The following is a 19,370-nucleotide window of genomic DNA, read 5'->3' as shown; positions in this document are numbered from 1 at the left end:
GGATTCAGCCGACGACGAACTCCGCAGCGAGGGAGGCCTTCGAACTAGGACTCGCTGCGGCAGCTAAGGAGAAGCAGGCCGTGAAGCACGGCACAAGGCTAACATCCGAGCACGGCGGCCGCATGCATGTGACGCGCCCGCGGCGCGAGCGGACGGACGGAAGCGGGCGGCGGCCTCCCCCGAGGCCGCCGCCCGCCCTTCCCTCCCGTCCCCCGCGGTCCCCCTAGTCGACCGCGAGGGCGACCACCGGCGAGACGCGCATCGCGCGCCGCGCCGGGGCGATGGATGCGACGAGCGTCAGCACGCCCGCCGCGACGACGAGTGCGCCGATCATGATCCACGGCACGCCCGGCAGGACGAACACCGGTTCGCCCTGCGCGCCGCCGAGGAGCGCCTGCGCACCCGCCCAGCCGTAGCCGAAGCCGAGCACCAGGCCCGTGAGGGTGGCGGCGACGGTGAGCGCCGCGCTCTCCACGACGATCATGCGGCGCAGCTGCCCGCGGTCGAAGCCGAGCGCCCGCAGGAGCCCGAGCTCGCGCGTGCGCTGCATGACGCTGAGCGAGAGCGTGTTGACCATGCCGATCGCGGCGATGAGGGCGCTGAAGCCGATGAGCACCGTGAAGACGGCGATCGTCGCGTTCAGCATCTCGTCGATGCCGGCGTAGACCTCGGGTTGCGCCTCCTGCGCGGCGAGCAGCATCGCGCGGTACGACTCCATCGTCACCGAGAAGGTCGTGACGAGGGTGACCCCGATGACGAGGCCGATCGTCATGCGCGAGCTCCGCTCGGGGTTGCGCACGGCGTTCTCGGCGGCGAGTCGCGCGGCCGGCGAGCGACCGAAGAGCCGGCCCACGAGGCGCAGCACCGGCGGCATCACGACATCGGCGCCGAGCACGACACCGGTGAACGAGAGGATGCCTCCGGCCAGGCCGATGAGCACGCCCATCGGGTCGGTGAGGCCGACCACGACGCCGGTGGCGAGCAGGCCGATGCCGATGACGACCAGCACGATCGCCGCGATGTTGCGACCGCGGCGGCGACCGAGCTCCTCGCGGTCCTGCGCGTTCGAGTTCGAGATCGCCTCGATCGGGCGCACCCGGAGCACCCGGCGCGACCCGACCCACGAGGCCAGCCACGTGGTGAGCACGACCGCGATCGCGGGCAGCACGACGGCGGGGTTGAGGTAGTCGTACTCGGTCGGGGGCAGCATCCGGTTCGCGACGGCGAACTGCTCGACGCCGAACGCCGCGCCGGTGCCGGCGAACACGCCGATCGCGGCGCCGGCGATGCCGACGACGAGCCCCTCCTTCGCGATCTGCGCCCGCTGCGCGCGGGCGCTCGACCCGATGAGGCGCAGCAGCGCGATGGTGCGGGTGCGGCCGGCGACGACCGTGGCGACCGTGTTCGAGGTGACGATCGCGCTCACGTACACGGCGATCACGACGAAGACCGTCGCGAGGAAGCCGAGCATGAGGGCCACCGTGTCGCTCTCGCCGGTGACGTCGTCGGCACGGATCGCGGCGGCGAGGAGCCCCGTCACGTGCAGCAGCAGCACCCCGAAGGTGCCGGCGAGGACGGCGACCAGCAGCGTCGGCCACTGGTCCTTCAGACGGGTGCGCATCAGGCCGCCAGCTCCATCGACAGCATGAACGCCGAGATCTCCTCGGGCGTCGACCGGCCCGCGTCGCGCACGATCTTCCCGTCGGCGAGGAACAGGATGCGATCGGCGTGGCTCGCCGCCACCGGGTCGTGCGTGACCATCGCGATCGACTGCCCGTAGCGGGCGCTCGCGACGGCCAGGAGGCCGAGCACCTCGCGGCCCGTGCGCGAGTCGAGGTTGCCGGTCGGCTCGTCGGCGAACACCAGGTCGGGGCGGGTCGCGAGGGCCCGCGCGATGGCGACGCGCTGCTGCTGCCCGCCCGAGAGCTCGTGCGGGCGGTGCGTGAGGCGGCCGCCGAGGCCGAGCGTGTCGAAGAGCTCGTCGATCCACGCCTGCTCGTCGCGGGTGGGCCGGCGGCCGTCGAGCTCGAACGGCAGCATCACGTTGCCGCGCACGTCGAGGGTCGGCACAAGGTTGAACGACTGGAAGATGAACCCGATGCGGCGCCGGCGCAGCACGGTGAGCGCCGCATCGCCGAGTTCGGTGATGTCGGTGTCGCCGAGCCAGACCCGGCCGGACGTCGGCGAGTCGAGGCCGGCCATGATGTGCATGAGCGTCGACTTGCCCGAGCCCGACGGCCCCATGATCGCGGTGAACTCGCCGCGGCGGAGCCCGAGCGACACGTCGTCGAGTGCGGTCACGGCACCGGCACCGTGGCCGTAGCGCTTCGCGAGGCCCGCGACGCGGGCGATGAGACCGAGGTCTGAGGGTTGGATCTGCATGTCTTCGACGCTACGGAGTCGCCCACGCCCGGGTCATCCGACCAGGGATCGGTTCGCGGTCATCCTCTGGGATGACGTCGACGGCACGGCGTAGGCTCCACGCATGGTCTCCGACGGCGTCGCGGAACTCGGCATCGATGGCGCGGCACTCGACGCCGCAGTGGGCGAGCGATCGTTCACGGGCGTCGTGACGGTCGACGTCGGCGATCGTCGCGCCTTCGAGCGCGTCGAGGGCGACGCGCACCGCGCCCTGGGCGTGCCGAACGCCGCTCGGACCCGCTTCGCGATCGCGAGCGGCGGCAAGACCTTCACCGCACTGGCCGTGCTCCGACTCGTCGAGGAGGGCGTGCTGTCGCTGAGCACGCGCGTCCGCAGCATCCTGGGCGCCGACCTGCCGCTCATCGACGTCGAGGTGACCGTCGAGCAGTTGCTCACGCACACGTCCGGCGTCGGCGACTACCTCGATGAAGCGGCGGACTGGGAGCCGGCCGACTACGTGCTCCCCGTTCCCGTGCACGTCCTCGCCGACACCGAGGCGTTCGTGCCGGTCGTCGACGGCTACCCGCAGTCGTTCCCGCCCGGCGAACGATTCGCCTACTGCAACGGGGGCTACATCGTGCTCGCACTGATCGCCGAGCGTGCGAGCGGGGTCGAGTTCCACGACCTCGTCGAGGCGGAGGTCTGCTCGCGGGCCGAGCTGCGGCGAACCTCGTTCCTCAGGTCGGACGACCTTCCCGGCGACGCCGCACTCGGCTATCTGAACGACGAGGGCGACCGAACGAACGTGCTGCACCTGCCGGTGCGCGGGAACGGCGACGGCGGCATCTACACCACCGCCGACGACCTCCACACCTTCTGGCGCGCGCTCCGCGACGGCCGCATCGTGCGCGAAGAGACCGTCGAGGAGATGATCCGTCCACGTTTCGACCTGCCCGACGAGGGCCTGCGGTCGGGTATGGGCGTCTTCCTCGGCGCGACCGCACCCCGGCTCGTCATGGAGGGCCACGACGCCGGCGTCTCGTTCCGATCGGTGCACGACCCGCGTACCGAGACCACCGTCAGCGTGCTGGGCAACAGCTCCGACGGGGCGTGGCCGGTCATCGCCCTGCTGATGGAGGCGATGTAGGCGGATCGCCGTCCGCTCATCGCGGCCGCGACGGCGCTACCCGTTCGACGACAGCTCGTGCTCGTAGGCGAACACCACGAGCTGCACGCGGTCGCGCAGGCCGAGCTTTGCGAGGATCCTGCTGATGTGCGTCTTCACCGTCGCCTCGCTCAGGTACTCGGATGCCGCGATCTCGCTGTTCGAGAGCCCGCGCGCGGCCAGCGCGAAGATCTCGCGCTCGCGCGGGGTCAGCTCGAACCACGCCGCCGGCGCGGGACGCCCCGCCGGCGCCGTCCCGACGTGCGCGAACAGTGCGCGCGTCGCCGAGGCGGCGATCACCTGGTTGCCCTGATGCACCGTGCGGATCGCCGCGAGCAGGAACTCGGGGTCGGCGTCCTTCAGCACGAACCCGCTCGCGCCCGCGCGGATCGCGCGTGCGGCGTTCTCATCGAGGTCGAAGGTCGTCAGCACGAGCACCCGCGGGGCCGCCCGGCCGTCGCGATCGGCGTCCGCGAGGATCCGCTCGGTCGCGGAGATGCCGTCGGCGAGCGGCATCCGCACGTCCATCAGGATGACGTCGGGTCGCTCGGTCGCGGCGAGGGCGACCGCCGCGACGCCGTCGCCGGCCTCGCCCACGACGTCGAGGTCGGGCTGCGACTCGATGAGCATGCGCACGCCGGCGCGGAACAGGGCCTGGTCGTCGACGAGCGCGACTCGGATGCTCATGCGGTCCTTCCGGGTTGGGCGGGGATGCGGGCGGTCAGACGGAACAGGCCGTCGTCGCCGGCTGCGGCGTGCAGGCTGCCGCCGGTGAGCTGCGCGCGCTCGCGCATGCCGGGGATCCCATGGCGGAACGCGTGCGAGTCGGGCGCCGTGGCATCCGGCCGTTGCGAGTTGACGAGCTGCAGCTCGACCCCCGCCTGATCCCAGTCGAGGTCGAGGACGACGGGCTTCGTCGTGTCGCCGTGACGCAGCGCGTTCGTGAGCCCCTCCTGCACGATGCGGTACACCGCGATCTGGTGTCCCGTGCCGAGTTCGGGGCGCGAGCCCGACTCGGAGAATCGCACGTCGAGCCCGGCGGCGCGCACCTGCTCGAGCAGGGCGCCCAGGTCGTCGAGCACTGGTTGCGGCGAGGCACTCTCGTGATGACGGAGCTCGGCGAGCAGCAGCCGCACGTCGCCGAGCGCGCCGCGTGCGACTCCGGCGATCGTGCCGAGCGCATCGACGGCCGACTCGGGCCGGGTGCGTGCCGCGAAGCGCGCGCCGTCGGCCTGCGCGATCACGACCGCGAGCGAGTGCGCGACGACGTCGTGCATGTCGCGGGCGATGCGATTGCGCTCCTGCTCGACGACGTAGCGGTACTGGGCGAGCTCGCGTTCGCGGTTCGCGACCTCCTCACGGCGCGCCACCTCTCGGTTGTCACGAACGGCGCGCACCAGGAGCCCGGCCGTCCACGCGAGCACGAGCACCGCGATCGAGGCGACGAAGAGCATCCCCGTGAGCACCAGCATGCTGATCGGGTCGCCGCCGATCGCCGCCGCTCCGCCGAGCAGCGGCTTCACGACCGCGAGGTAGCCGGTCGCGAGGAGCGCGCCGACCCCCGCCGACCCGAGCCCCAGCCACTTCACGACCCGGCCGCCGTGCGCCGCGGTCGAGTAGAGCACCCCGAGCACCGCGGCATCGTAGAGCTGGAGGTCGCGCAGCAGCAGCATCTGCGTCAGCGCCGAGGCCCACGCGACGGCGAGCGACCACCGCACGTCGTAGCGACGGATGACGAGGGCGGCCGTGAAGCCGGAGAGGATCACCAGATCGGCGACGCCGCCGAGCAGGGCGAACGGCAGGCACATGAGTGCGAACACGCCGGCGAGCACGATGTCGGTCGTGAACTTCGCGCGGCTGATCCTGGTGGGCACCGATCCACCGTACGCGCTCGCACCGCGAGGAGCCGCCGTTCGCGGGCAGAATCATCCTCGAGTCGTACGACAGGCGCTCCCCGAATCCGCCCGGAGACCGAGCCGACCGAGTGGAATCAGGCCCGAGTCGCGCTGCCGCTCAGAAACCGAGCTCAGAAACCGAGACGGCCCAGTTGCTTCGGGTCGCGCTGCCACTCCTTCGCGACCTTGATGTGCAGGGCGAGGTGCACCTTGCGCCCGAGCAGCCCCTCGATCTGCGCGCGCGCGGTCGTGCCGACCTCGCGGAGGCGCGAACCGCCCTTGCCGATGATGATGCCCTTCTGACTGTCGCGCTCGACGTAGAGGTTCGCGTAGATCTCGAGCAGATCCTTGTCCTCGCGCTCGACCATGTCGTCGACGACGACGGCGATCGAGTGCGGCAGCTCGTCGGAGACGCCCTCGAGGGCGGCCTCGCGGATGAACTCGGCGATACGGTCGGACACGTCCTCGTCGGTGAGGGCGTCGGCCGGGTACAGCGGCTGCTCGGATTCGGGCAGGAGCACGAGCAGCTCGGAGACGAGCACGTCGAGCTGCTCGCCGCGCGGCGCCGAGACGGGGATGATCGCCGCCCACTCGCGAAGCTCGGAGACCGCCAGCAGCTGCTCGGCGACCTTGGCCTTCGACGTGGCATCCGTCTTGGTGACGATCGCGACCTTCTTCGCGCGCGGATACTGCTCGAGCTGCTCGTTGATGAAGCGATCGCCCGGACCGATCGGCTCGTTCGCGGGCACACAGAACGCGATCACGTCCACGTCGCCGAGCGTCGACTGCACGAGCGTGTTGAGGCGCTCGCCGAGCAGGGTGCGCGGGCGGTGCAGGCCCGGGGTGTCGACGAGGATGATCTGGCCGTGCTCGCGGTGCACGATGCCGCGGATGGCCCGGCGGGTCGTCTGCGGCTTCGAGCTCGTGATGGCGACCTTCTCGCCGACGAGCGCGTTCGTGAGCGTCGACTTGCCGACGTTCGGGCGCCCGACGAAGGACACGAATCCGGCACGGTAGTCAGTCACGATGGTTCCTCTCGACGGAGTCTCCCGCATCGAACGCGGTGCGCGCGTCGATGAGGGCCTGATCTGCCTCGACGAGAATCGTCGAGATTCGCTTGCGACGGCCCTCGGTGCGCTCGGCTTCGAGGCGCAGGCCCGACACCATCGCGTGCTCGCCCGGTTTGGGCAGGCGCCCGAGCTCCTTCGCGAGCAGTCCCCCGGCGGAGTCCACGTCCTCGTCCTCGAGGTCGAGCCCGAACAGTTCGCCGAGCTCGTCGACGGGGAGGCGCGCGTTGACGCGGTACCGACCCTCGCCCAGGTCCTCCACCTGCGCGGCCTCGCGGTCGTACTCGTCGGAGATGTCGCCGACGAGCTCCTCGATGAGGTCTTCGAGGGTCACGAGCCCGGCGATGCCGCCGTACTCGTCGACGACCATCGCGAGGTGGTTCGACTCGAGCTGCATCTGCCTGAGCAGCGCGTCGGCCTTCATCGAGTCGGGCACGAACACCGCGGGTCGCGCCAGCTCGCCGACGGTGAGCCCCTCGGCGTCGAGCGGCCGCTCGAACCCGAGCCGTGCGAGGTCGCGGAGGTAGAGGATGCCGGCCACGTCGTCGGCGTCGTGCTCGATCACCGGGATCCGCGAGTAGCCGGCCTTCAGGAACACCGACATCGCGTGCGGCAGGTGGGCGGTCGCGTCGATCGTCACCATGTCGGTGCGCGGCACCATGACTTCGCGCACGACGGTGTCGTTGAACTCGAAGATCGAGTGGATCAGTTCGCGGTCGCCCTCTTCGAGCACCTCGAACTCGGCGGCCTCGTCGACCATGCTGAGCAGCTGCTCCTCGCTCGAGACACCGGCGAAGCGCAGGCTGCCGGGCGTGACCCGGTTGCCGAGCGAGACGAGCGCGACCGCGAGCGGCCCGATCAGCACGCGGAGGAAGTGCACGAGCGGGGCGGTGAGGCGCAGCACCATCGGCGCGTGCTCACGCCCGACGCTCCGCGGGCTCGCGCCCACGAGCACGAACGACGCCGCCGTCATGATGAGCGCGGAGCACAGCAGCACGAGCCAGATGTCGTCGATGAAGAAGGTGAACGCGAGCGTCACGAGCACCGCCGCGGTGGTCTCCGCGATGATGCGCACGAAGTTGACGGTGTTCACGTGGGCGCCGGTGTCGTCGGCGATCGCGAGGATCGACCGGCGCGCACGGGCGCCGACGGCGAGGTCGTTCAGGTCGGCGCGGGAGCTCACGCCGACCGCCGCGTCGACGGCGGCCATGAGGCCGCCGAATGCGACGAGGAGGAAGGCGGCGCCGAGGAAGAGCCAGGGCAGCATGGTCAGCGGCGGCGCTCCTGCATGGAGAAGCCCACGAGGATGTCGCGCTGGAGGCCGAACATCTCCTTCTCCTCGTCGGGCTCCGCGTGATCGAAGCCGAGGAGGTGCAGGATCCCGTGCGTCGTGAGCAGGAGCAGCTCGTCGACGAGCCCGTGCCCCGCGGTGCGGGCCTGCGACTCGGCGACCTGCGGGCAGAGCACGATGTCGCCGAGGAGCCCCGGCGGGGTCGGCGCCTCCTCGGTGCCGGGCCGGAGCTCGTCCATGGGGAAGCTCAGCACGTCGGTCGGGCCGGGCTCGTCCATCCACTGCACGTGGAGCTGCTCCATGGCGCCCTCGTCGACGAGCACGATGGCGAGTTCGGCGTCGCGGTGCACGTGCATCGCGTCGAGCGCGTAGACCGCGAGCCGCTGGATCGCGGCCTCGTCGACCTCGATCGCGGATTCGTTGTTGATCTCGATGCTCAAGACGTGCCCCTTCTCGGCAAGTGGTCGCGGGGACCCGCATGTCCGCGCCGTTCGGCGCGGTTCGCGAACTCGCGGGCCTCGGCGCGTTCGTAGCGCTGGGCCTGCTGCCGCTGGTCGAACTCGGTGTAGGCGTCGACGATGCGGCCGACGAGGGTGTGCCGCACGACGTCGTCGCTCGTCAGGCGGGCGAAGTGGATGTCGTCGATGCGATCGAGGATGCGCGTGACGAGTCGGAGCCCCGAGGCGCCGCCCGGCAGGTCGACCTGGGTGACGTCGCCGGTGACGACCATCTTCGAGCCGAACCCGAGCCGGGTGAGGAACATCTTCATCTGCTCGGGCGTCGTGTTCTGCGCCTCGTCGAGCACGACGAACGAGTCGTTGAGGGTGCGGCCGCGCATGTAGGCGAGCGGTGCGACCTCGACCGTGCCCGAGGCGAGCAGCTTCGGCACGAGCTCGGGGTCCATCATCTCGTTCAGCGCGTCGTAGAGCGGGCGCAGGTAGGGATCGATCTTGTCGGTCAGGGTGCCCGGCAGGAAGCCCAGCCGCTCCCCCGCCTCGACGGCGGGGCGGGTCAGGATGATCCGGCTGACCTCCTTGCGCTGCAGCGCCTGCACGGCCTTCGCCATCGCGAGGTAGGTCTTGCCCGTGCCGGCGGGGCCGATGCCGAACACGATCGTGTGCTCGTCGATGGCGTCGACGTAGGCGCGCTGGCCCTCGGTCTTCGGCCGGATGGTCTTGCCCCGGCTCGAGACGATGACCTGGCCGAGCAGTTCTGACGGCTTCGCGTCGGGATCGGCGTCGAGCATGCGGGCGGAGCTCCTCACTTCGGTCGGGGTCGGGTCCTGGTCGTGGCGCACGAGCTCGAGCAGCTCTTCGATGAGCCGGCGCACCTTTCTCCGCTGCTCGAGTTCGCCACGGATCGAGATCTCGTTGCCGCGGACGTGCACCTCGACCCCCGGGTACTCGCGCTGCACGGTCGTGAGCAGTCGATCCTGCGGGCCGAGCAGCCGCACCATCGCCACGCCGTCGATGCTGAGGCGCTCCTCGTCGGCGCCCGCCTCGGGCGCGTCGGGATCGATCGATTCAGGCTCCGGCAAGCGTGTCCTCCTCGAGGGCGCCGGCGAGGACGTGCGCGTGCACGTGGAAGACGGTCTGGCCCGCGGATGCCCCGGTGTTGAACACGAGGCGGAACTCGCCGTCGCCGAGCTCGGCGGCGACGCCCTGCGCGACCGCGACGAGTTCGGCGAGCAGCGCGGGGTCGCCGGCCGCGAGGCCCACGACGTCGCGGTAGTCGGCCGTCTTCGTCGTGACGACCACATGCACCGGCGCCTTCGGCGCGATGTCGTGGAAGGCGATGACCCGGTCGGTCTCGGCCACGATGCGGGCGGGGATCTCGCGCGCGACGATGCGTTCGAAGACGGTCGGTTCAGCGGGCGAGTCGGTCATCTTCCCATCGTAGCGAGCGATCGGCTACCACCGCCCGAGCGCGGCGTTGAGCACGGCGATCGCCGCCGGCCCCGCCGTCGAGGTGCGCAGCACCAAGGCCCCGAGACGCACCGGCTCGGCACCGGCCGCCGTGAGCTTCGCGAGCTCGTCGGGCGAGATGCCGCCCTCGGGGCCGACGACGAGTGCGAGGTCGCGGCCGTCGGGGCGCAGCTCGGAGAGCGGCGTCGCCGCGGTCGGCTCGAGCAGCAGCATCCGAACCCCGTCGAGGCGCGCGGGAAGCTGCGCCGTCGTCGCGACCGGGGCGACCTCGGGCAACCACGAGCGGATCGACTGCTTCACGGCCTCGCGGACGATGCTGGCCCACCGGGCGCGGCCCTTCTCGGCCTTCGGCCCCTCCCAGCGGGAGACGGAACGCGCCGCCGCCCACGGGATGACGGCGTCGACGCCGAGTTCGGTCGCGGCCTGGACTGCCAGTTCGTCGCGGTCGCCCTTCGCGAGCGCCTGCACGAGTGTGATCATGATCTCGGGGCGTTCCTCGACGAGCACCTCGTCGGCGACCAGGGTGAGCTCGCGCGACTCGGTCGCGACCACCTGACCGCGCACCACGACCCCGCGGCCGTCGCCGATCGAGATGCGCTCGCCCGCTCGGACCCGCGCGACGGTGACCGCGTGGCGCGCCTCGTCGCCCGCGAGCCGGAGCTGGGCGCCCGGCGCGAGCGCCGCGAGGTCGAGGCTCTCGTCGAGGTAGAGGCTGCTCATCGCGCGGCCCTGCTCAGCCGAGGAACCGGTCGCGCAGGCGGGCGAAGAGCCCCTGCTGGAAGTGGGTGAGCTCGGGAGCGGGCGACTTCTTCGAGGCGGCGAACTGCGAGATCAGGTCGCGTTCCTTCGACGACAGCTTCGTCGGGGTCACCACCTGGACGCCGACCTTGAGGTCGCCGCGGCCGTTGCCCCGGAGGCGCGTCACGCCGCGGTCGCGCACGGTGACGACCTCGCCGCTCTGCACTCCGGGCTTGAGCTCGACCTCGACGTCGCCGTCGAGCGCGTGGATCGTGGCGGTCGTGCCGAGGATCGCATCGGTCATCGCGACCTCGAGGGTCGCGAGCAGGTCGTCGCCGTTGCGGCTGAACACGTCGTGGTTCTTGACCTTGATCTCGAGGTAGAGGTCGCCGTTCGCGCCGCCGGCGGGGCCGGCCTCGCCGGAGCCCGGCATCTGCAGCCGCACACCCGTGTCGACGCCCGCGGGGATGTCGACGGGGACGGTGCGACGGGCGCGCACGCGACCCTGCCCCTGGCAGGTGACGCACGGCGTCGCGATGATCGTGCCGTAGCCGCGGCAGGTGCCGCACGGGCTCGAGGTCATCACGTTGCCGAGGAGCGAGCGCACCTGGCGCTGGATCTGGCCGCTGCCCCGGCAGATGTCGCAGGTGACGGGCGAGGTGCCCGGCTGGCAGCACGACCCCTGGCAGGTCTCGCAGCGCACGGCCGTGTCGACCTCGATGTCGCGGTGGGTGCCGAAGATCACCTCGTCGAGACCGACCTCGACACGGATCAGGGCGTCCTGACCGCGCTCGCGCCGCGACCGCGGCCCCCGGGTCTGTTGGCCGGCCCCGAAGAAGGTCTCGAAGATGTCGCCGAATCCGCCGAAGCCCTGGCCGCCGAAGCCGCCCTGGTCGCCGAGGTCGTACTGCTGGCGCTGCTTCGGGTCGGAGAGCACGTCGTACGCGTGCGTCACCTCCTTGAACCGCTCGGATGCCTCGGCACCGGGGTTCACGTCGGGGTGGAGTTCGCGAGCCAGTCGGCGGTACGCCTTCTTGATCTCGTCGGGCGTCGCTTCGCGCGAGACGCCGAGGACCTCGTAGTGGTCGGCCACGGAGGGCTTGTCCTTTCGATTGCGGATGCCGGTCTTGCGACGGGCGGAAGGTCAGCTCTCGCCGAGCGTGCGGGAGAGGTAGCGGGCGACCGCGCGGACGGCGGCCATGCTGTTGGAGTAGTCCATGCGGGTGGGGCCGACGATGCCCAGTCGCGAGATGTCGCGGCCCGGGATCTCGAAGGCGCTCGAGACGATCGAAGTCTCGCCGAGCCCGAAGGAGGCGTTCTCGCGCCCGATGCGCACGGCGACGGCGTGCTCGTCGCCGGACATCTCGCCGAAGAGCTTCAAGAGAACGACCTGCTCCTCGATCGCCTCGATCACGCCGAGGATCGAGCCGGCGAAGTCCTGCTCGGTGCGCACGAGGTTCGCCGCGCCCGCGACGACGAGCCGGTCGCTGCGCTGCACCCGAGCCTGCTCGGCGAGGGTCGCGGCGAGCGTGTGCAGCACCGCCGCGTGGCGCGGGTCGACGGCGTCGATCTCGCCCGAGAGCAACGCCGTGGCATCCGCCATGGTGGTGCCGGCGACCAGTTCGTTCAGCCGCAGCCGCAGCTCGGCGAGCGTGCCCTCCTCGACGGGCTGCTCGAGCTCGGCGAGCCGCTGCTCGACCTGGCCCGAATCGGCGATGAGGATGCAGAGCACCCGGTTCGGCGAGAGCGAGACGAGCTCGACGTGGCGCACCCGTGCGCTCGCGAAGCTCGGGTACTGCACGACCGCGAGCTGCTTCGTGAGCTGCGAGATGAGGCGTACGGTGCGGGCGAGGAGTTCGTCGAGGTCGCTCGACTCGCCGAGGAAGGTCTCGATGGCCTGCCGCTGCGCGGAGCTCAAGGGGCGCACCTCGGTGAGCTGGTCGACGAAGACCCGGTAGCCCTTGTCGGTGGGGATGCGACCCGAGGAAGTGTGGGGGGCCGCGATCAGCTCCTCCTCCTCGAGGAGCGCCATGTCGTTGCGGATCGTGGCCGCCGAGACGCCGAACGCGTGCCGCTCGACGATCGTCTTCGACCCGACGGGCTCGCGCGACGCGACGTAGTCCTGCACGATCGCCCGAAGCACGGCGAGACTGCGTTCTGAGGCCATGCCCCGCTCCCTCCGACGACTTAGCACTCGTTCTGTCTGACTGCTAATCATATCGCGACATCCGACGACGAGGCCGTTGCCCGCGGCGGTTCGCGGCGCTACCGTATGGATGTCCCGCGAGTCGTCACGACCGCGACCCCCTCCCGAAACCCGAGATCACCGAAGCCCGAAAGGCGCGTCATGACCGAGCCCAACGCCCAGCAGCCCGACCCCAACAGTCAGCCTCAGCCCGCAGCCGCCGGCCCCCTCACCCAGGAGCAGGACCTGCAGTGGGCGTCCTTCGCGCACCTCGGCGGCATCATCGGGTTCCTGCCCTCGCTCATCATCTGGCTGGTCTTCAAGGACCGCGGCCAGTTCACGAACACCGAGGCCAAGGAGGCGCTGAACTTCCAGATCACCGCCACGATCGCGTACGTCGCCATCCTCATCGTGAACTCGATCCTCACCGCGATCACCTTCGGCTTCTGGGCGCTGATCGGCTGGATCCTCCCCCTCGCCCTCTGGGTCGTCGTCATCGTCTTCTCGATCCAGGGCTTCCTCAAGGCGAAGGACGGCAACCACTACCGCTACCCCTTCGCGATCCGCCTCATCAAGTAAGCAGCACCTTTCGAGCGCGCCGCCGGGGCTCTTCCCGCGGCGCGCTCTGCTGTGCCAGCATGACGGTTGACGAAGTCTCGCCTTCGGGCGACCCGAGCAAGGAGAACCCCATGTCCGACGCCACCCCGCCTCCCCCGCCGGCGAACCCGTACCAGCAGAGCCAGCCGCTGAGCCCCTCCGACGAGAAGCTCTGGGCGACGCTCATCCACATCGGCGGGGCGATCTTCAACTTCCTGCCGGCGCTCATCGGCTACCTCGTCCTGAAGGACAAGGGCCCCTTCATCCGCGGGCACTCCGCGACGGCCCTGAACTTCCAGCTGACGATCCTCATCGCCTACGTCGTGAGCGGCCTGCTGATGTTCGTGTTCATCGGCTTCCTGCTCTACCCGGCCGTGTGGGTCATCAACATCGTGTTCTGCATCATCGCCGCGATCGCCGCGAACAAGGGCGAGCCGTACACCTACCCGCTCGCGATCAAGTTCGTCAGCTAGCTCTCGAGCAACTGCCGAACGACCGCGTCGGCCAGCAGCCGCCCTCTCCTGGTGAGCGTCAGCACACCCGAGAGGGCGGCTTTGGCGTCGACGAGGCCGTCGGCGATGAGCGCGGCGACCGCGTGCCGGCCGCCCGTGTGCAGCGTCGAGATCTCGAGGCCCTCGCGGATGCGCGCCCTGAGCAGCACCCGCTCGGTCTCGCGGGTCGGCGCGTCGAGCACCTCGCGTCCGACGGCCGGCGACACGCCCGCGGCGATGCGGTCGGCGTACGCCGAGGGGTGCTTCGCGTTCCACCAGCGCACGCCGCCGACGTGGCTGTGCGCGCCGGGACCGACGCCCCACCAGTCGTCGCCCCGCCAGTAGCCGAGGTTGTGGCGCGAGCGCTGCGCAGGGCTCGACGCCCAGTTGCTCACCTCGTACCACTCGTACCCGGCGGCTTCGAGGCGCTCGTCGACGAGCTCGTACATGTCGGCCTCGAGGTCGTCGTCGGGGGTCGCGAGCTCGCCGCGGCGGATCTGCCTGGCGAGCTTCGTGCCGTCCTCGACGATGAGCGCATAGGCGCTCAGGTGGTCGGGGCGCTGCGCGATCGCGTGCTCGACGCTGCGCCGCCAGTCGTCGAGCGACTCCCCCGGCGTGCCGTAGATGAGGTCAAGGCTGACGTCGAGGCCCGCGTCGCGCGCCCACCCGACGACGAGCGGCACGCGCTCGGGGTCGTGCGTGCGGTCGAGCGCGGCGAGCACGTGCGGAACGGCCGACTGCATGCCGAACGAGACACGGGTGAAGCCGCCGTCGGCGAGGCGGGCGAGGTCGTCGGGCCCGACCGAGTCGGGATTCGCCTCGGTCGTGACCTCGGCACCCGGCGCGAGCCCGAACTCGTCGCGCACCGCGCCGAGCATGGCGACGAGGTCGCCGGCAGGCAGCAGGGTCGGCGTCCCACCGCCGAAGAAGACCGTCTGCGCCGGTCGGGCGGGCAGTCCGGATGCCTCGAGCATGCCCCGTGACATCCGGATCTCGCCGATCGCCTGCCCGGCGTAGTCGCTCTGCTTCGCGCCGCGCAGTTCGTCGGAGGTGTACGTGTTGAAGTCGCAGTAGCCGCACCGCACCCGGCAGAACGGCACGTGCACGTAGACGCCGAACGCCCGCTCGTCGGCGCCGAGTGCGGCCGAGGCGGGCAGCAGGCCGTCGGCCGGTGCGGGTTCGCCGAGCGGCAGCGCGGCGCCCACGGCTACGCGCCGCTCGCGGGGTGGAGCGCCCGGAGCTCGTCGCGGGTGAGCTCGCGGCGACGACGGCGCCGCCAGGGCGCGACCACGGTGCGCACGCCGCCGGCGGTGGCGAGGATCGAGCGGATCGTCAGCCACACGGTGTCGTCGTCGCGGTGCTCGAGGATGAAGGACTCCTCGCCCGTCTCGGCGCCGTTCGACGTCGTGCCGTACGCGAATCCGATGCGGTTCGGCTCGTCGATGACGTAGACGACGAGCACGGGGATCTTCGCCGCGCCGAAGCGGCGACGCCGCACGAGCGTCGCGGTCATGCCCGCGGCGATGTACGCCGTGCCGTCGGCGCCGAAGCGATCTTCGGTGCGCGGCGCGGGCTGGTCGGTGAGGGGCGAGCCCTCGGGGTCGAACACGATGCCCGGGTACTGAGCGCCGGTGCCCGCGGAGACGTCGGCGACCGTGAATCCGGCGCCGCGCTGCACCCCCCAGGTCATGAGCGCCTCGGCCGAACGGTCGAACCGCTCACGGCCCGAGCCGAGCCGCACCGAATCCTCGGCGGGGCGGAGGCCCGTCGGCGGGTAGCGCAGGAAATCTGGGTCGAGGGTCGCGCCGATCGCGCCGTAGGTGACGGACTGGTCGGTGAACGTGCTTCTGCGGGTCATCCGGAGCTCTACTTCTTCGCGTCCTTCTTCTCGACGTCGCCGCTGAGAGCAGCGATGAACGCCTCCTGCGGAACCTCGACGCGGCCCACCATCTTCATGCGCTTCTTGCCCTCCTTCTGCTTCTCAAGGAGCTTGCGCTTGCGGCTGATGTCACCGCCGTAGCACTTGGCGAGCACGTCCTTGCGCATCGCACGGATCGACTCGCGGGCGATGATGCGGGCGCCGATCGCGGCCTGGATCGGCACCTCGAACTGCTGGCGCGGGATGAGCTCGCGCAGGCGCCCGGTCATGAGGACCCCATAGGCGTAGGCCTTGTCGCGGTGCACGATCGCGCTGAACGCGTCGACCTGCTCGCCCTGCAGCAGGATGTCGACCTTCACGAGGTCGGCGGCCTGGTCGCCCGTGGGCTCGTAGTCGAGGCTCGCGTACCCCGCGGTCTTCGACTTCAGCTGGTCGAAGAAGTCGAACACGATCTCGCCGAGGGGCATGTTGTACCGGATCTCGACGCGGTCCTCACCCAGGTACTCCATGCCGAGCAGCGTGCCGCGGCGCGACTGGCAGAGCTCCATGATGGTGCCCACGTAGTCCTTCGGGGCGAGGATGGCGGCCTTGACGACCGGCTCGCGCACCTCGGTGATCTTCGCGCCCGTCGGGAACTCGCTCGGGTTCGTCACCGTAACGGTCTTGCGGTCTTCGGTGGTGACCTCGTAGACGACGCTCGGCGCCGTCGCGATGAGGTCGAGGCCGAACTCGCGCTGGAGGCGCTCGGTCACGATCTCGAGGTGGAGGAGGCCGAGGAAGCCGCAGCGGAAACCGAAGCCGAGCGCCACCGAGGTCTCGGGCTCGTACACGAGCGACGCGTCGGAGAGCTTCAGCTTGTCGAGTGCCTCGCGGAGCTCGGGGTAGTCGCTGCCGTCGATCGGGTAGAGGCCCGAGAACACCATCGGCAGCGGCTCGGTGTAGCCGGCCAGCGCTTCGGTGGCGGGCTTCACGGCCGTGGTGACGGTGTCGCCGACCTTCGACTGGCGCACGTCCTTCACGCCGGTGATGAGGTAGCCGACCTCGCCGACGCCGAGACCCTTCGACGGCTGCGGCTCGGGCGCGCTCACGCCGATCTCGAGGATCTCGTGGGTCGCCTTCGTCGACATCATCTGGATGCGCTCGCGCGGCTTCAGCTGGCCGTCGATCATTCGCACGTAGGTGACGACGCCGCGGTAGCTGTCGTAGACGGAGTCGAAGATCATCGCGCGGGGCGGCGCGTCGGCGTTGCCGACCGGGGCCGGAATGCGCTCGACGACGCGGTCGAGCAGCTCCTCGACGCCGACGCCCGTCTTGCCCGAGACCTTCAGCACGTCGTCGGGCGACCCGCCGATGAGGTCGGCGAGCTCCTTCGCGTACTTCTCGGGGTCGGCGGCCGGCAGGTCGATCTTGTTCAGCACCGGGATGATCTCGAGATCGTTCTCGAGCGCCAGGTAGAGGTTCGCGAGCGTCTGAGCCTCGATGCCCTGCGCCGCGTCGACGAGGAGGATGGCGCCCTCGCACGCGGCGAGCGAACGCGAGACCTCATACGAGAAGTCGACGTGGCCGGGGGTGTCGATCATGTTGAGGGCGTACGCGCGGTCGCCCTGCTGCCAAGGCATGCGCACCGCCTGGCTCTTGATCGTGATGCCGCGCTCACGCTCGATGTCCATGCGATCGAGGTATTGCGCGCGCATGTCGCGGTCGCTGACGATGCCCGTGATCTGGAGCATGCGGTCGGCGAGCGTCGACTTGCCGTGGTCGATATGCGCGATGATGCAGAAATTGCGGATCGACGCAGGGTCGGTGGCGGCGGGCACCGGCGGGTTCACAGCTCTCGGAGACATCCAGACGATTCTCCCATGACTTCGCTTCAGACTTTCGACGGATGCCTCGCGGCGGGCCCCGAGACTACGCTCGAAGCACCATGATGACGGCTGCAACTGCCCTTGCGGGCGACGAGACCGTGGCGCGATCCGCGCTCCGGCCGGTGTTCGTCGCGCTCCGGCTCGGGCTGCACCTCCTGGTCGTCGGGCTCACGCTCTTCGTGATCGTGCGGGCACTGCTCGCCGACGACTCCGCCGAGGTCCCCATCACCATCCTCGCCGTCGCCTTCCTCGCCTGCTACGGCGCGGGCATCGCGACCGCGCACCGGCACCTGCCGACGTTCGCGCGCGTGCTGTGGCTCGCGTCGCTTCTGGCGCTCTGGGTCGGCATGTCGGCGCTCACGCCCGACGCGGCGTTCCTCGCCTTCCCGCTCTTCTTCCTCGAGCTGCACGTGCTCGCCGCCCCGATCTCGGTGCCGCTCGTCGTCATCACCTTCGGGCTCTCGGTGTGGGGCACGGCCACCCATCTCGGGTTCGAGGTGGGTTCGATCCTCGGGCCGCTGATCAGCGCGGGCGTCGCGATCGTCATCGGGCTCGGCTACCGCGCCATGTCGCAGGAGACACAGGAGCGCCAGTCGCTCATCCTCGACCTCATCGCGACGCGCGAGGAGCTCGCGGCGGCGAGCCGCGAGGCCGGCACACTGGCCGAGCGCGAGCGACTGGCCCGCGAGATCCACGACACCGTCGCGCAGGGACTCTCGAGCATCCAGATGCTGCTGCACGCGGCCGAGCGCGACGTCGACGACGAGCGCGTCGCAGAGAAGCTCCGACTCGCCCGCGAGACCGCAGCCGAGAACCTCGGCGAGGCGCGGCGCTTCATCCGCGAGCTCACCCCGCCCTCGCTCGACGAGCAGACCCTCCCCGCCGCGCTCCGCCGCCTCACCGAGGCCGTGAACGAGCAGGCGAGCCAGGCCGGCGCCGACACCCGCGTCGAGTTCGCGACGAGCGGCGACCCGGTGCTCCTGCCGATGACGGTCGACGCCGCGCTCCTCCGCATCGCGCAGGGCTCGCTCGCGAACGTGCTGCGCCACGCCGATGCCCGCGCCTGCTCGCTGACACTGAGCTACCTCGGCGACGAGATCGCGCTCGACATCGTCGACGACGGCCGCGGCTTCGACGCCGAAGCGGTGGCGCGGCGCGCCGATCCGGCCGAGTTCGGACTCCGTGCCATCCGCCGCAGGGCGGAGGAGCTCGGCGGCACGGCCGACCTCGAGACCGCACCCGGCGAGGGCACCGCCCTCTCCGTTCGCATCCCGGTGGTGCCCGCATGATCCGGCTCCTCCTCGCCGACGACCATCCCGTCGTCCGCGCCGGCATCAGGGCGATGCTCGAATCAGAAGCCGACCTCGAGGTCGTCGGCGAGGCCGCCACCGCCGAGGACGCGGTGCGGCTCGCGCGGGGCGACTCGGTCGACCTCGTCCTCATGGACCTCCAGTTCCCCGGCGCAGTGCAGGGCGCTGAGGCGACCCGCCGCATCCGCGCGGTGCCCGGAGCACCACGGGTGCTCGTGCTGACGAACTACGACACCGACGCAGACATCCTCGGCGCGATCGAGGCGGGCGCGAGCGGGTACCTGCTGAAGGACGCCCCGCCCGACACGCTGCTCGCCGCGGTGCGCGCGGCCGCGGTCGGCGAGCAGACGCTCGCGCCCGGGCTCTCGTCGCGGCTCGACGCCTCGCAGGCCTCGGGCGAGCGACTCACCGTGCGGGAGTCGGAGGTGCTCTCGCTCGTCGCCGAGGGGCGCACGAATCGGGAGATCGGCAAGACCCTCTTCCTCAGCGAGGCCACCGTGAAGTCGCACCTCGTGCACATCTTCACGAAGCTCGGCGTCGGCTCGCGCACGGCGGCCGTCGCGCGGGCCCGCGAACTCGGGGCGATCAGGGCGGGCTGAGC

20 protein-coding genes are annotated in these 19,370 nt (G+C 70.9%); 5 read left to right on the top strand and 15 right to left on the bottom strand.

Annotation, left to right across the window (positions count from 1 at the left end; all coding sequences use genetic code 11):
- Positions 1-223 precede the first annotated feature (223 nt).
- Both ACFVTR_RS09660 and ACFVTR_RS09655 read right to left on the bottom strand, forming a co-directional pair.
- Positions 224-1,621, bottom strand: a complete 1,398-nt coding sequence (locus tag ACFVTR_RS09660; protein ID WP_387036834.1) for an FtsX-like permease family protein — start codon at positions 1,619-1,621, stop codon at positions 224-226.
- Complete coding sequence (locus tag ACFVTR_RS09655) at positions 1,621-2,382, bottom strand: ABC transporter ATP-binding protein (RefSeq protein ID WP_387036832.1); 762 nt, start codon at positions 2,380-2,382, stop codon at positions 1,621-1,623. Before ACFVTR_RS09655 ends, ACFVTR_RS09660 begins: the two co-directional genes overlap by 1 nt.
- A gap of 103 nt (positions 2,383-2,485) precedes the next feature.
- Here ACFVTR_RS09655 and ACFVTR_RS09650 point away from each other — a divergent pair, with 103 nt between their 5' ends.
- Positions 2,486-3,508, top strand: a complete 1,023-nt coding sequence (locus tag ACFVTR_RS09650; RefSeq protein WP_387036831.1) for a serine hydrolase domain-containing protein — start codon at positions 2,486-2,488, stop codon at positions 3,506-3,508.
- A gap of 36 nt (positions 3,509-3,544) precedes the next feature.
- Here the strand turns inward: ACFVTR_RS09650 and ACFVTR_RS09645 are convergent, their stop codons facing one another.
- The 10 genes from ACFVTR_RS09645 to hrcA form a co-directional block, all read right to left on the bottom strand.
- Positions 3,545-4,213: a response regulator gene (locus tag ACFVTR_RS09645; protein ID WP_387036829.1), complete on the bottom strand. Its 669-nt coding sequence runs from the start codon at positions 4,211-4,213 to the stop codon at positions 3,545-3,547.
- The gene (locus ACFVTR_RS09640; RefSeq protein WP_387036827.1) at positions 4,210-5,400 is read right to left on the bottom strand and encodes a histidine kinase; all 1,191 of its coding nucleotides are present in this window, start codon (positions 5,398-5,400) and stop codon (positions 4,210-4,212) included. The genes ACFVTR_RS09645 and ACFVTR_RS09640 overlap by 4 nt, the downstream gene beginning before the upstream one ends.
- Before the next feature lie 152 nt (positions 5,401-5,552).
- Positions 5,553-6,476 carry a GTPase Era gene (gene era / locus ACFVTR_RS09635; protein WP_387036826.1) on the bottom strand — a complete coding sequence of 308 codons (924 nt, stop codon included), beginning with the start codon at positions 6,474-6,476 and terminating at the stop codon, positions 5,553-5,555.
- Positions 6,439-7,755, bottom strand: coding sequence for a hemolysin family protein (locus ACFVTR_RS09630; RefSeq protein WP_387036824.1), 1,317 nt, complete (start codon positions 7,753-7,755; stop codon positions 6,439-6,441). The genes era and ACFVTR_RS09630 overlap by 38 nt, the downstream gene beginning before the upstream one ends.
- Positions 7,756-7,757: 2 nt before the next feature.
- Positions 7,758-8,219 (bottom strand): rRNA maturation RNase YbeY, encoded by a 462-nt coding sequence (gene ybeY / locus ACFVTR_RS09625; RefSeq protein ID WP_387036823.1) that lies wholly within the window; start codon positions 8,217-8,219, stop codon positions 7,758-7,760.
- A complete protein-coding gene (locus ACFVTR_RS09620) occupies positions 8,216-9,235 on the bottom strand; it encodes a PhoH family protein (protein ID WP_387037740.1) in 1,020 nt (339 codons plus the stop codon). Before ACFVTR_RS09620 ends, ybeY begins: the two co-directional genes overlap by 4 nt.
- 67 nt (positions 9,236-9,302) lie before the next feature.
- The gene (locus ACFVTR_RS09615; RefSeq protein WP_387036821.1) at positions 9,303-9,665 is read right to left on the bottom strand and encodes an HIT domain-containing protein; all 363 of its coding nucleotides are present in this window, start codon (positions 9,663-9,665) and stop codon (positions 9,303-9,305) included.
- Between the two features lie 24 nt (positions 9,666-9,689).
- Positions 9,690-10,424, bottom strand: a complete 735-nt coding sequence (locus tag ACFVTR_RS09610; RefSeq protein WP_387036818.1) for a 16S rRNA (uracil(1498)-N(3))-methyltransferase — start codon at positions 10,422-10,424, stop codon at positions 9,690-9,692.
- A 13-nt stretch (positions 10,425-10,437) separates the two neighbouring features.
- Positions 10,438-11,535, bottom strand: a complete 1,098-nt coding sequence (gene dnaJ, locus ACFVTR_RS09605; protein WP_387036816.1) for a molecular chaperone DnaJ — start codon at positions 11,533-11,535, stop codon at positions 10,438-10,440.
- A 51-nt stretch (positions 11,536-11,586) separates the two neighbouring features.
- Positions 11,587-12,609: a heat-inducible transcriptional repressor HrcA gene (gene hrcA, locus ACFVTR_RS09600; RefSeq protein ID WP_387036814.1), complete on the bottom strand. Its 1,023-nt coding sequence runs from the start codon at positions 12,607-12,609 to the stop codon at positions 11,587-11,589.
- A gap of 180 nt (positions 12,610-12,789) precedes the next feature.
- Here hrcA and ACFVTR_RS09595 point away from each other — a divergent pair, with 180 nt between their 5' ends.
- Together ACFVTR_RS09595 and ACFVTR_RS09590 are read left to right on the top strand one after the other, a co-directional pair.
- Positions 12,790-13,206, top strand: coding sequence for a DUF4870 domain-containing protein (locus ACFVTR_RS09595; protein WP_376944887.1), 417 nt, complete (start codon positions 12,790-12,792; stop codon positions 13,204-13,206).
- Positions 13,207-13,316: 110 nt separating this feature from the next.
- Entirely contained in the window at positions 13,317-13,697 is a 381-nt protein-coding gene (locus ACFVTR_RS09590; protein ID WP_387036811.1) for a DUF4870 domain-containing protein, read from the top strand.
- Here ACFVTR_RS09590 and hemW read toward each other — a convergent pair.
- The 3 genes from hemW to lepA are packed head-to-tail and all read right to left on the bottom strand — an operon-like array spanning position 13,694 to position 17,438.
- Positions 13,694-14,920 (bottom strand): radical SAM family heme chaperone HemW, encoded by a 1,227-nt coding sequence (hemW, locus tag ACFVTR_RS09585; protein ID WP_387036810.1) that lies wholly within the window; start codon positions 14,918-14,920, stop codon positions 13,694-13,696. The two genes, ACFVTR_RS09590 and hemW, sit on opposite strands and share 4 nt — an antisense overlap.
- 2 nt (positions 14,921-14,922) lie before the next feature.
- Positions 14,923-15,573: a DUF1990 family protein gene (locus ACFVTR_RS09580; RefSeq protein WP_387036808.1), complete on the bottom strand. Its 651-nt coding sequence runs from the start codon at positions 15,571-15,573 to the stop codon at positions 14,923-14,925.
- An 8-nt stretch (positions 15,574-15,581) separates the two neighbouring features.
- Positions 15,582-17,438: a translation elongation factor 4 gene (gene lepA, locus ACFVTR_RS09575; protein ID WP_387036805.1), complete on the bottom strand. Its 1,857-nt coding sequence runs from the start codon at positions 17,436-17,438 to the stop codon at positions 15,582-15,584.
- Between the two features lie 83 nt (positions 17,439-17,521).
- Here lepA and ACFVTR_RS09570 point away from each other — a divergent pair, with 83 nt between their 5' ends.
- Positions 17,522-18,748 carry a sensor histidine kinase gene (locus tag ACFVTR_RS09570; protein WP_387036804.1) on the top strand — a complete coding sequence of 409 codons (1,227 nt, stop codon included), beginning with the start codon at positions 17,522-17,524 and terminating at the stop codon, positions 18,746-18,748.
- Positions 18,745-19,368, top strand: coding sequence for a response regulator (locus tag ACFVTR_RS09565; RefSeq protein WP_387036801.1), 624 nt, complete (start codon positions 18,745-18,747; stop codon positions 19,366-19,368). The genes ACFVTR_RS09570 and ACFVTR_RS09565 overlap by 4 nt, the downstream gene beginning before the upstream one ends.
- Positions 19,369-19,370 lie beyond the last annotated feature (2 nt).

The sequence above is a fragment of the Agromyces sp. NPDC058126 genome (assembly GCF_042884595.1).
GTDB lineage: Bacteria > Actinomycetota > Actinomycetes > Actinomycetales > Microbacteriaceae > Agromyces.
Note: the sequence above shows the minus strand (reverse complement) of the source record. Positions and strands in the feature narration are given on the sequence as shown.

What these genes read in the sequence shown, in the direction of transcription:
- ACFVTR_RS09655 (WP_387036832.1), bottom strand. Translation starts at nt 2,382, where the DNA reads ATGCAGATCCAACCCTCAGACCTCGGTCTCATCGCCCGCGTCGCGGGC.
- ACFVTR_RS09620 (WP_387037740.1), bottom strand. Translation starts at nt 9,235, where the DNA reads ATGGTGCGGCTGCTCGGCCCGCAGGATCGACTGCTCACGACCGTGCAG.
- ACFVTR_RS09580 (WP_387036808.1), bottom strand. Translation starts at nt 15,573, where the DNA reads ATGACCCGCAGAAGCACGTTCACCGACCAGTCCGTCACCTACGGCGCG.
- ACFVTR_RS09650 (WP_387036831.1), top strand. Translation starts at nt 2,486, where the DNA reads ATGGTCTCCGACGGCGTCGCGGAACTCGGCATCGATGGCGCGGCACTC.
- ACFVTR_RS09570 (WP_387036804.1), top strand. Translation starts at nt 17,522, where the DNA reads ATGACGGCTGCAACTGCCCTTGCGGGCGACGAGACCGTGGCGCGATCC.
- era (WP_387036826.1), bottom strand. Translation starts at nt 6,476, where the DNA reads ATGCGGGAGACTCCGTCGAGAGGAACCATCGTGACTGACTACCGTGCC.
- ACFVTR_RS09610 (WP_387036818.1), bottom strand. Translation starts at nt 10,424, where the DNA reads ATGAGCAGCCTCTACCTCGACGAGAGCCTCGACCTCGCGGCGCTCGCG.
- ACFVTR_RS09565 (WP_387036801.1), top strand. Translation starts at nt 18,745, where the DNA reads ATGATCCGGCTCCTCCTCGCCGACGACCATCCCGTCGTCCGCGCCGGC.
- ACFVTR_RS09660 (WP_387036834.1), bottom strand. Translation starts at nt 1,621, where the DNA reads ATGCGCACCCGTCTGAAGGACCAGTGGCCGACGCTGCTGGTCGCCGTC.
- ACFVTR_RS09630 (WP_387036824.1), bottom strand. Translation starts at nt 7,755, where the DNA reads ATGCTGCCCTGGCTCTTCCTCGGCGCCGCCTTCCTCCTCGTCGCATTC.
- ACFVTR_RS09590 (WP_387036811.1), top strand. Translation starts at nt 13,317, where the DNA reads ATGTCCGACGCCACCCCGCCTCCCCCGCCGGCGAACCCGTACCAGCAG.
- lepA (WP_387036805.1), bottom strand. Translation starts at nt 17,438, where the DNA reads ATGTCTCCGAGAGCTGTGAACCCGCCGGTGCCCGCCGCCACCGACCCT.
- hrcA (WP_387036814.1), bottom strand. Translation starts at nt 12,609, where the DNA reads ATGGCCTCAGAACGCAGTCTCGCCGTGCTTCGGGCGATCGTGCAGGAC.
- ACFVTR_RS09595 (WP_376944887.1), top strand. Translation starts at nt 12,790, where the DNA reads ATGACCGAGCCCAACGCCCAGCAGCCCGACCCCAACAGTCAGCCTCAG.
- ACFVTR_RS09615 (WP_387036821.1), bottom strand. Translation starts at nt 9,665, where the DNA reads ATGACCGACTCGCCCGCTGAACCGACCGTCTTCGAACGCATCGTCGCG.
- ACFVTR_RS09645 (WP_387036829.1), bottom strand. Translation starts at nt 4,213, where the DNA reads ATGAGCATCCGAGTCGCGCTCGTCGACGACCAGGCCCTGTTCCGCGCC.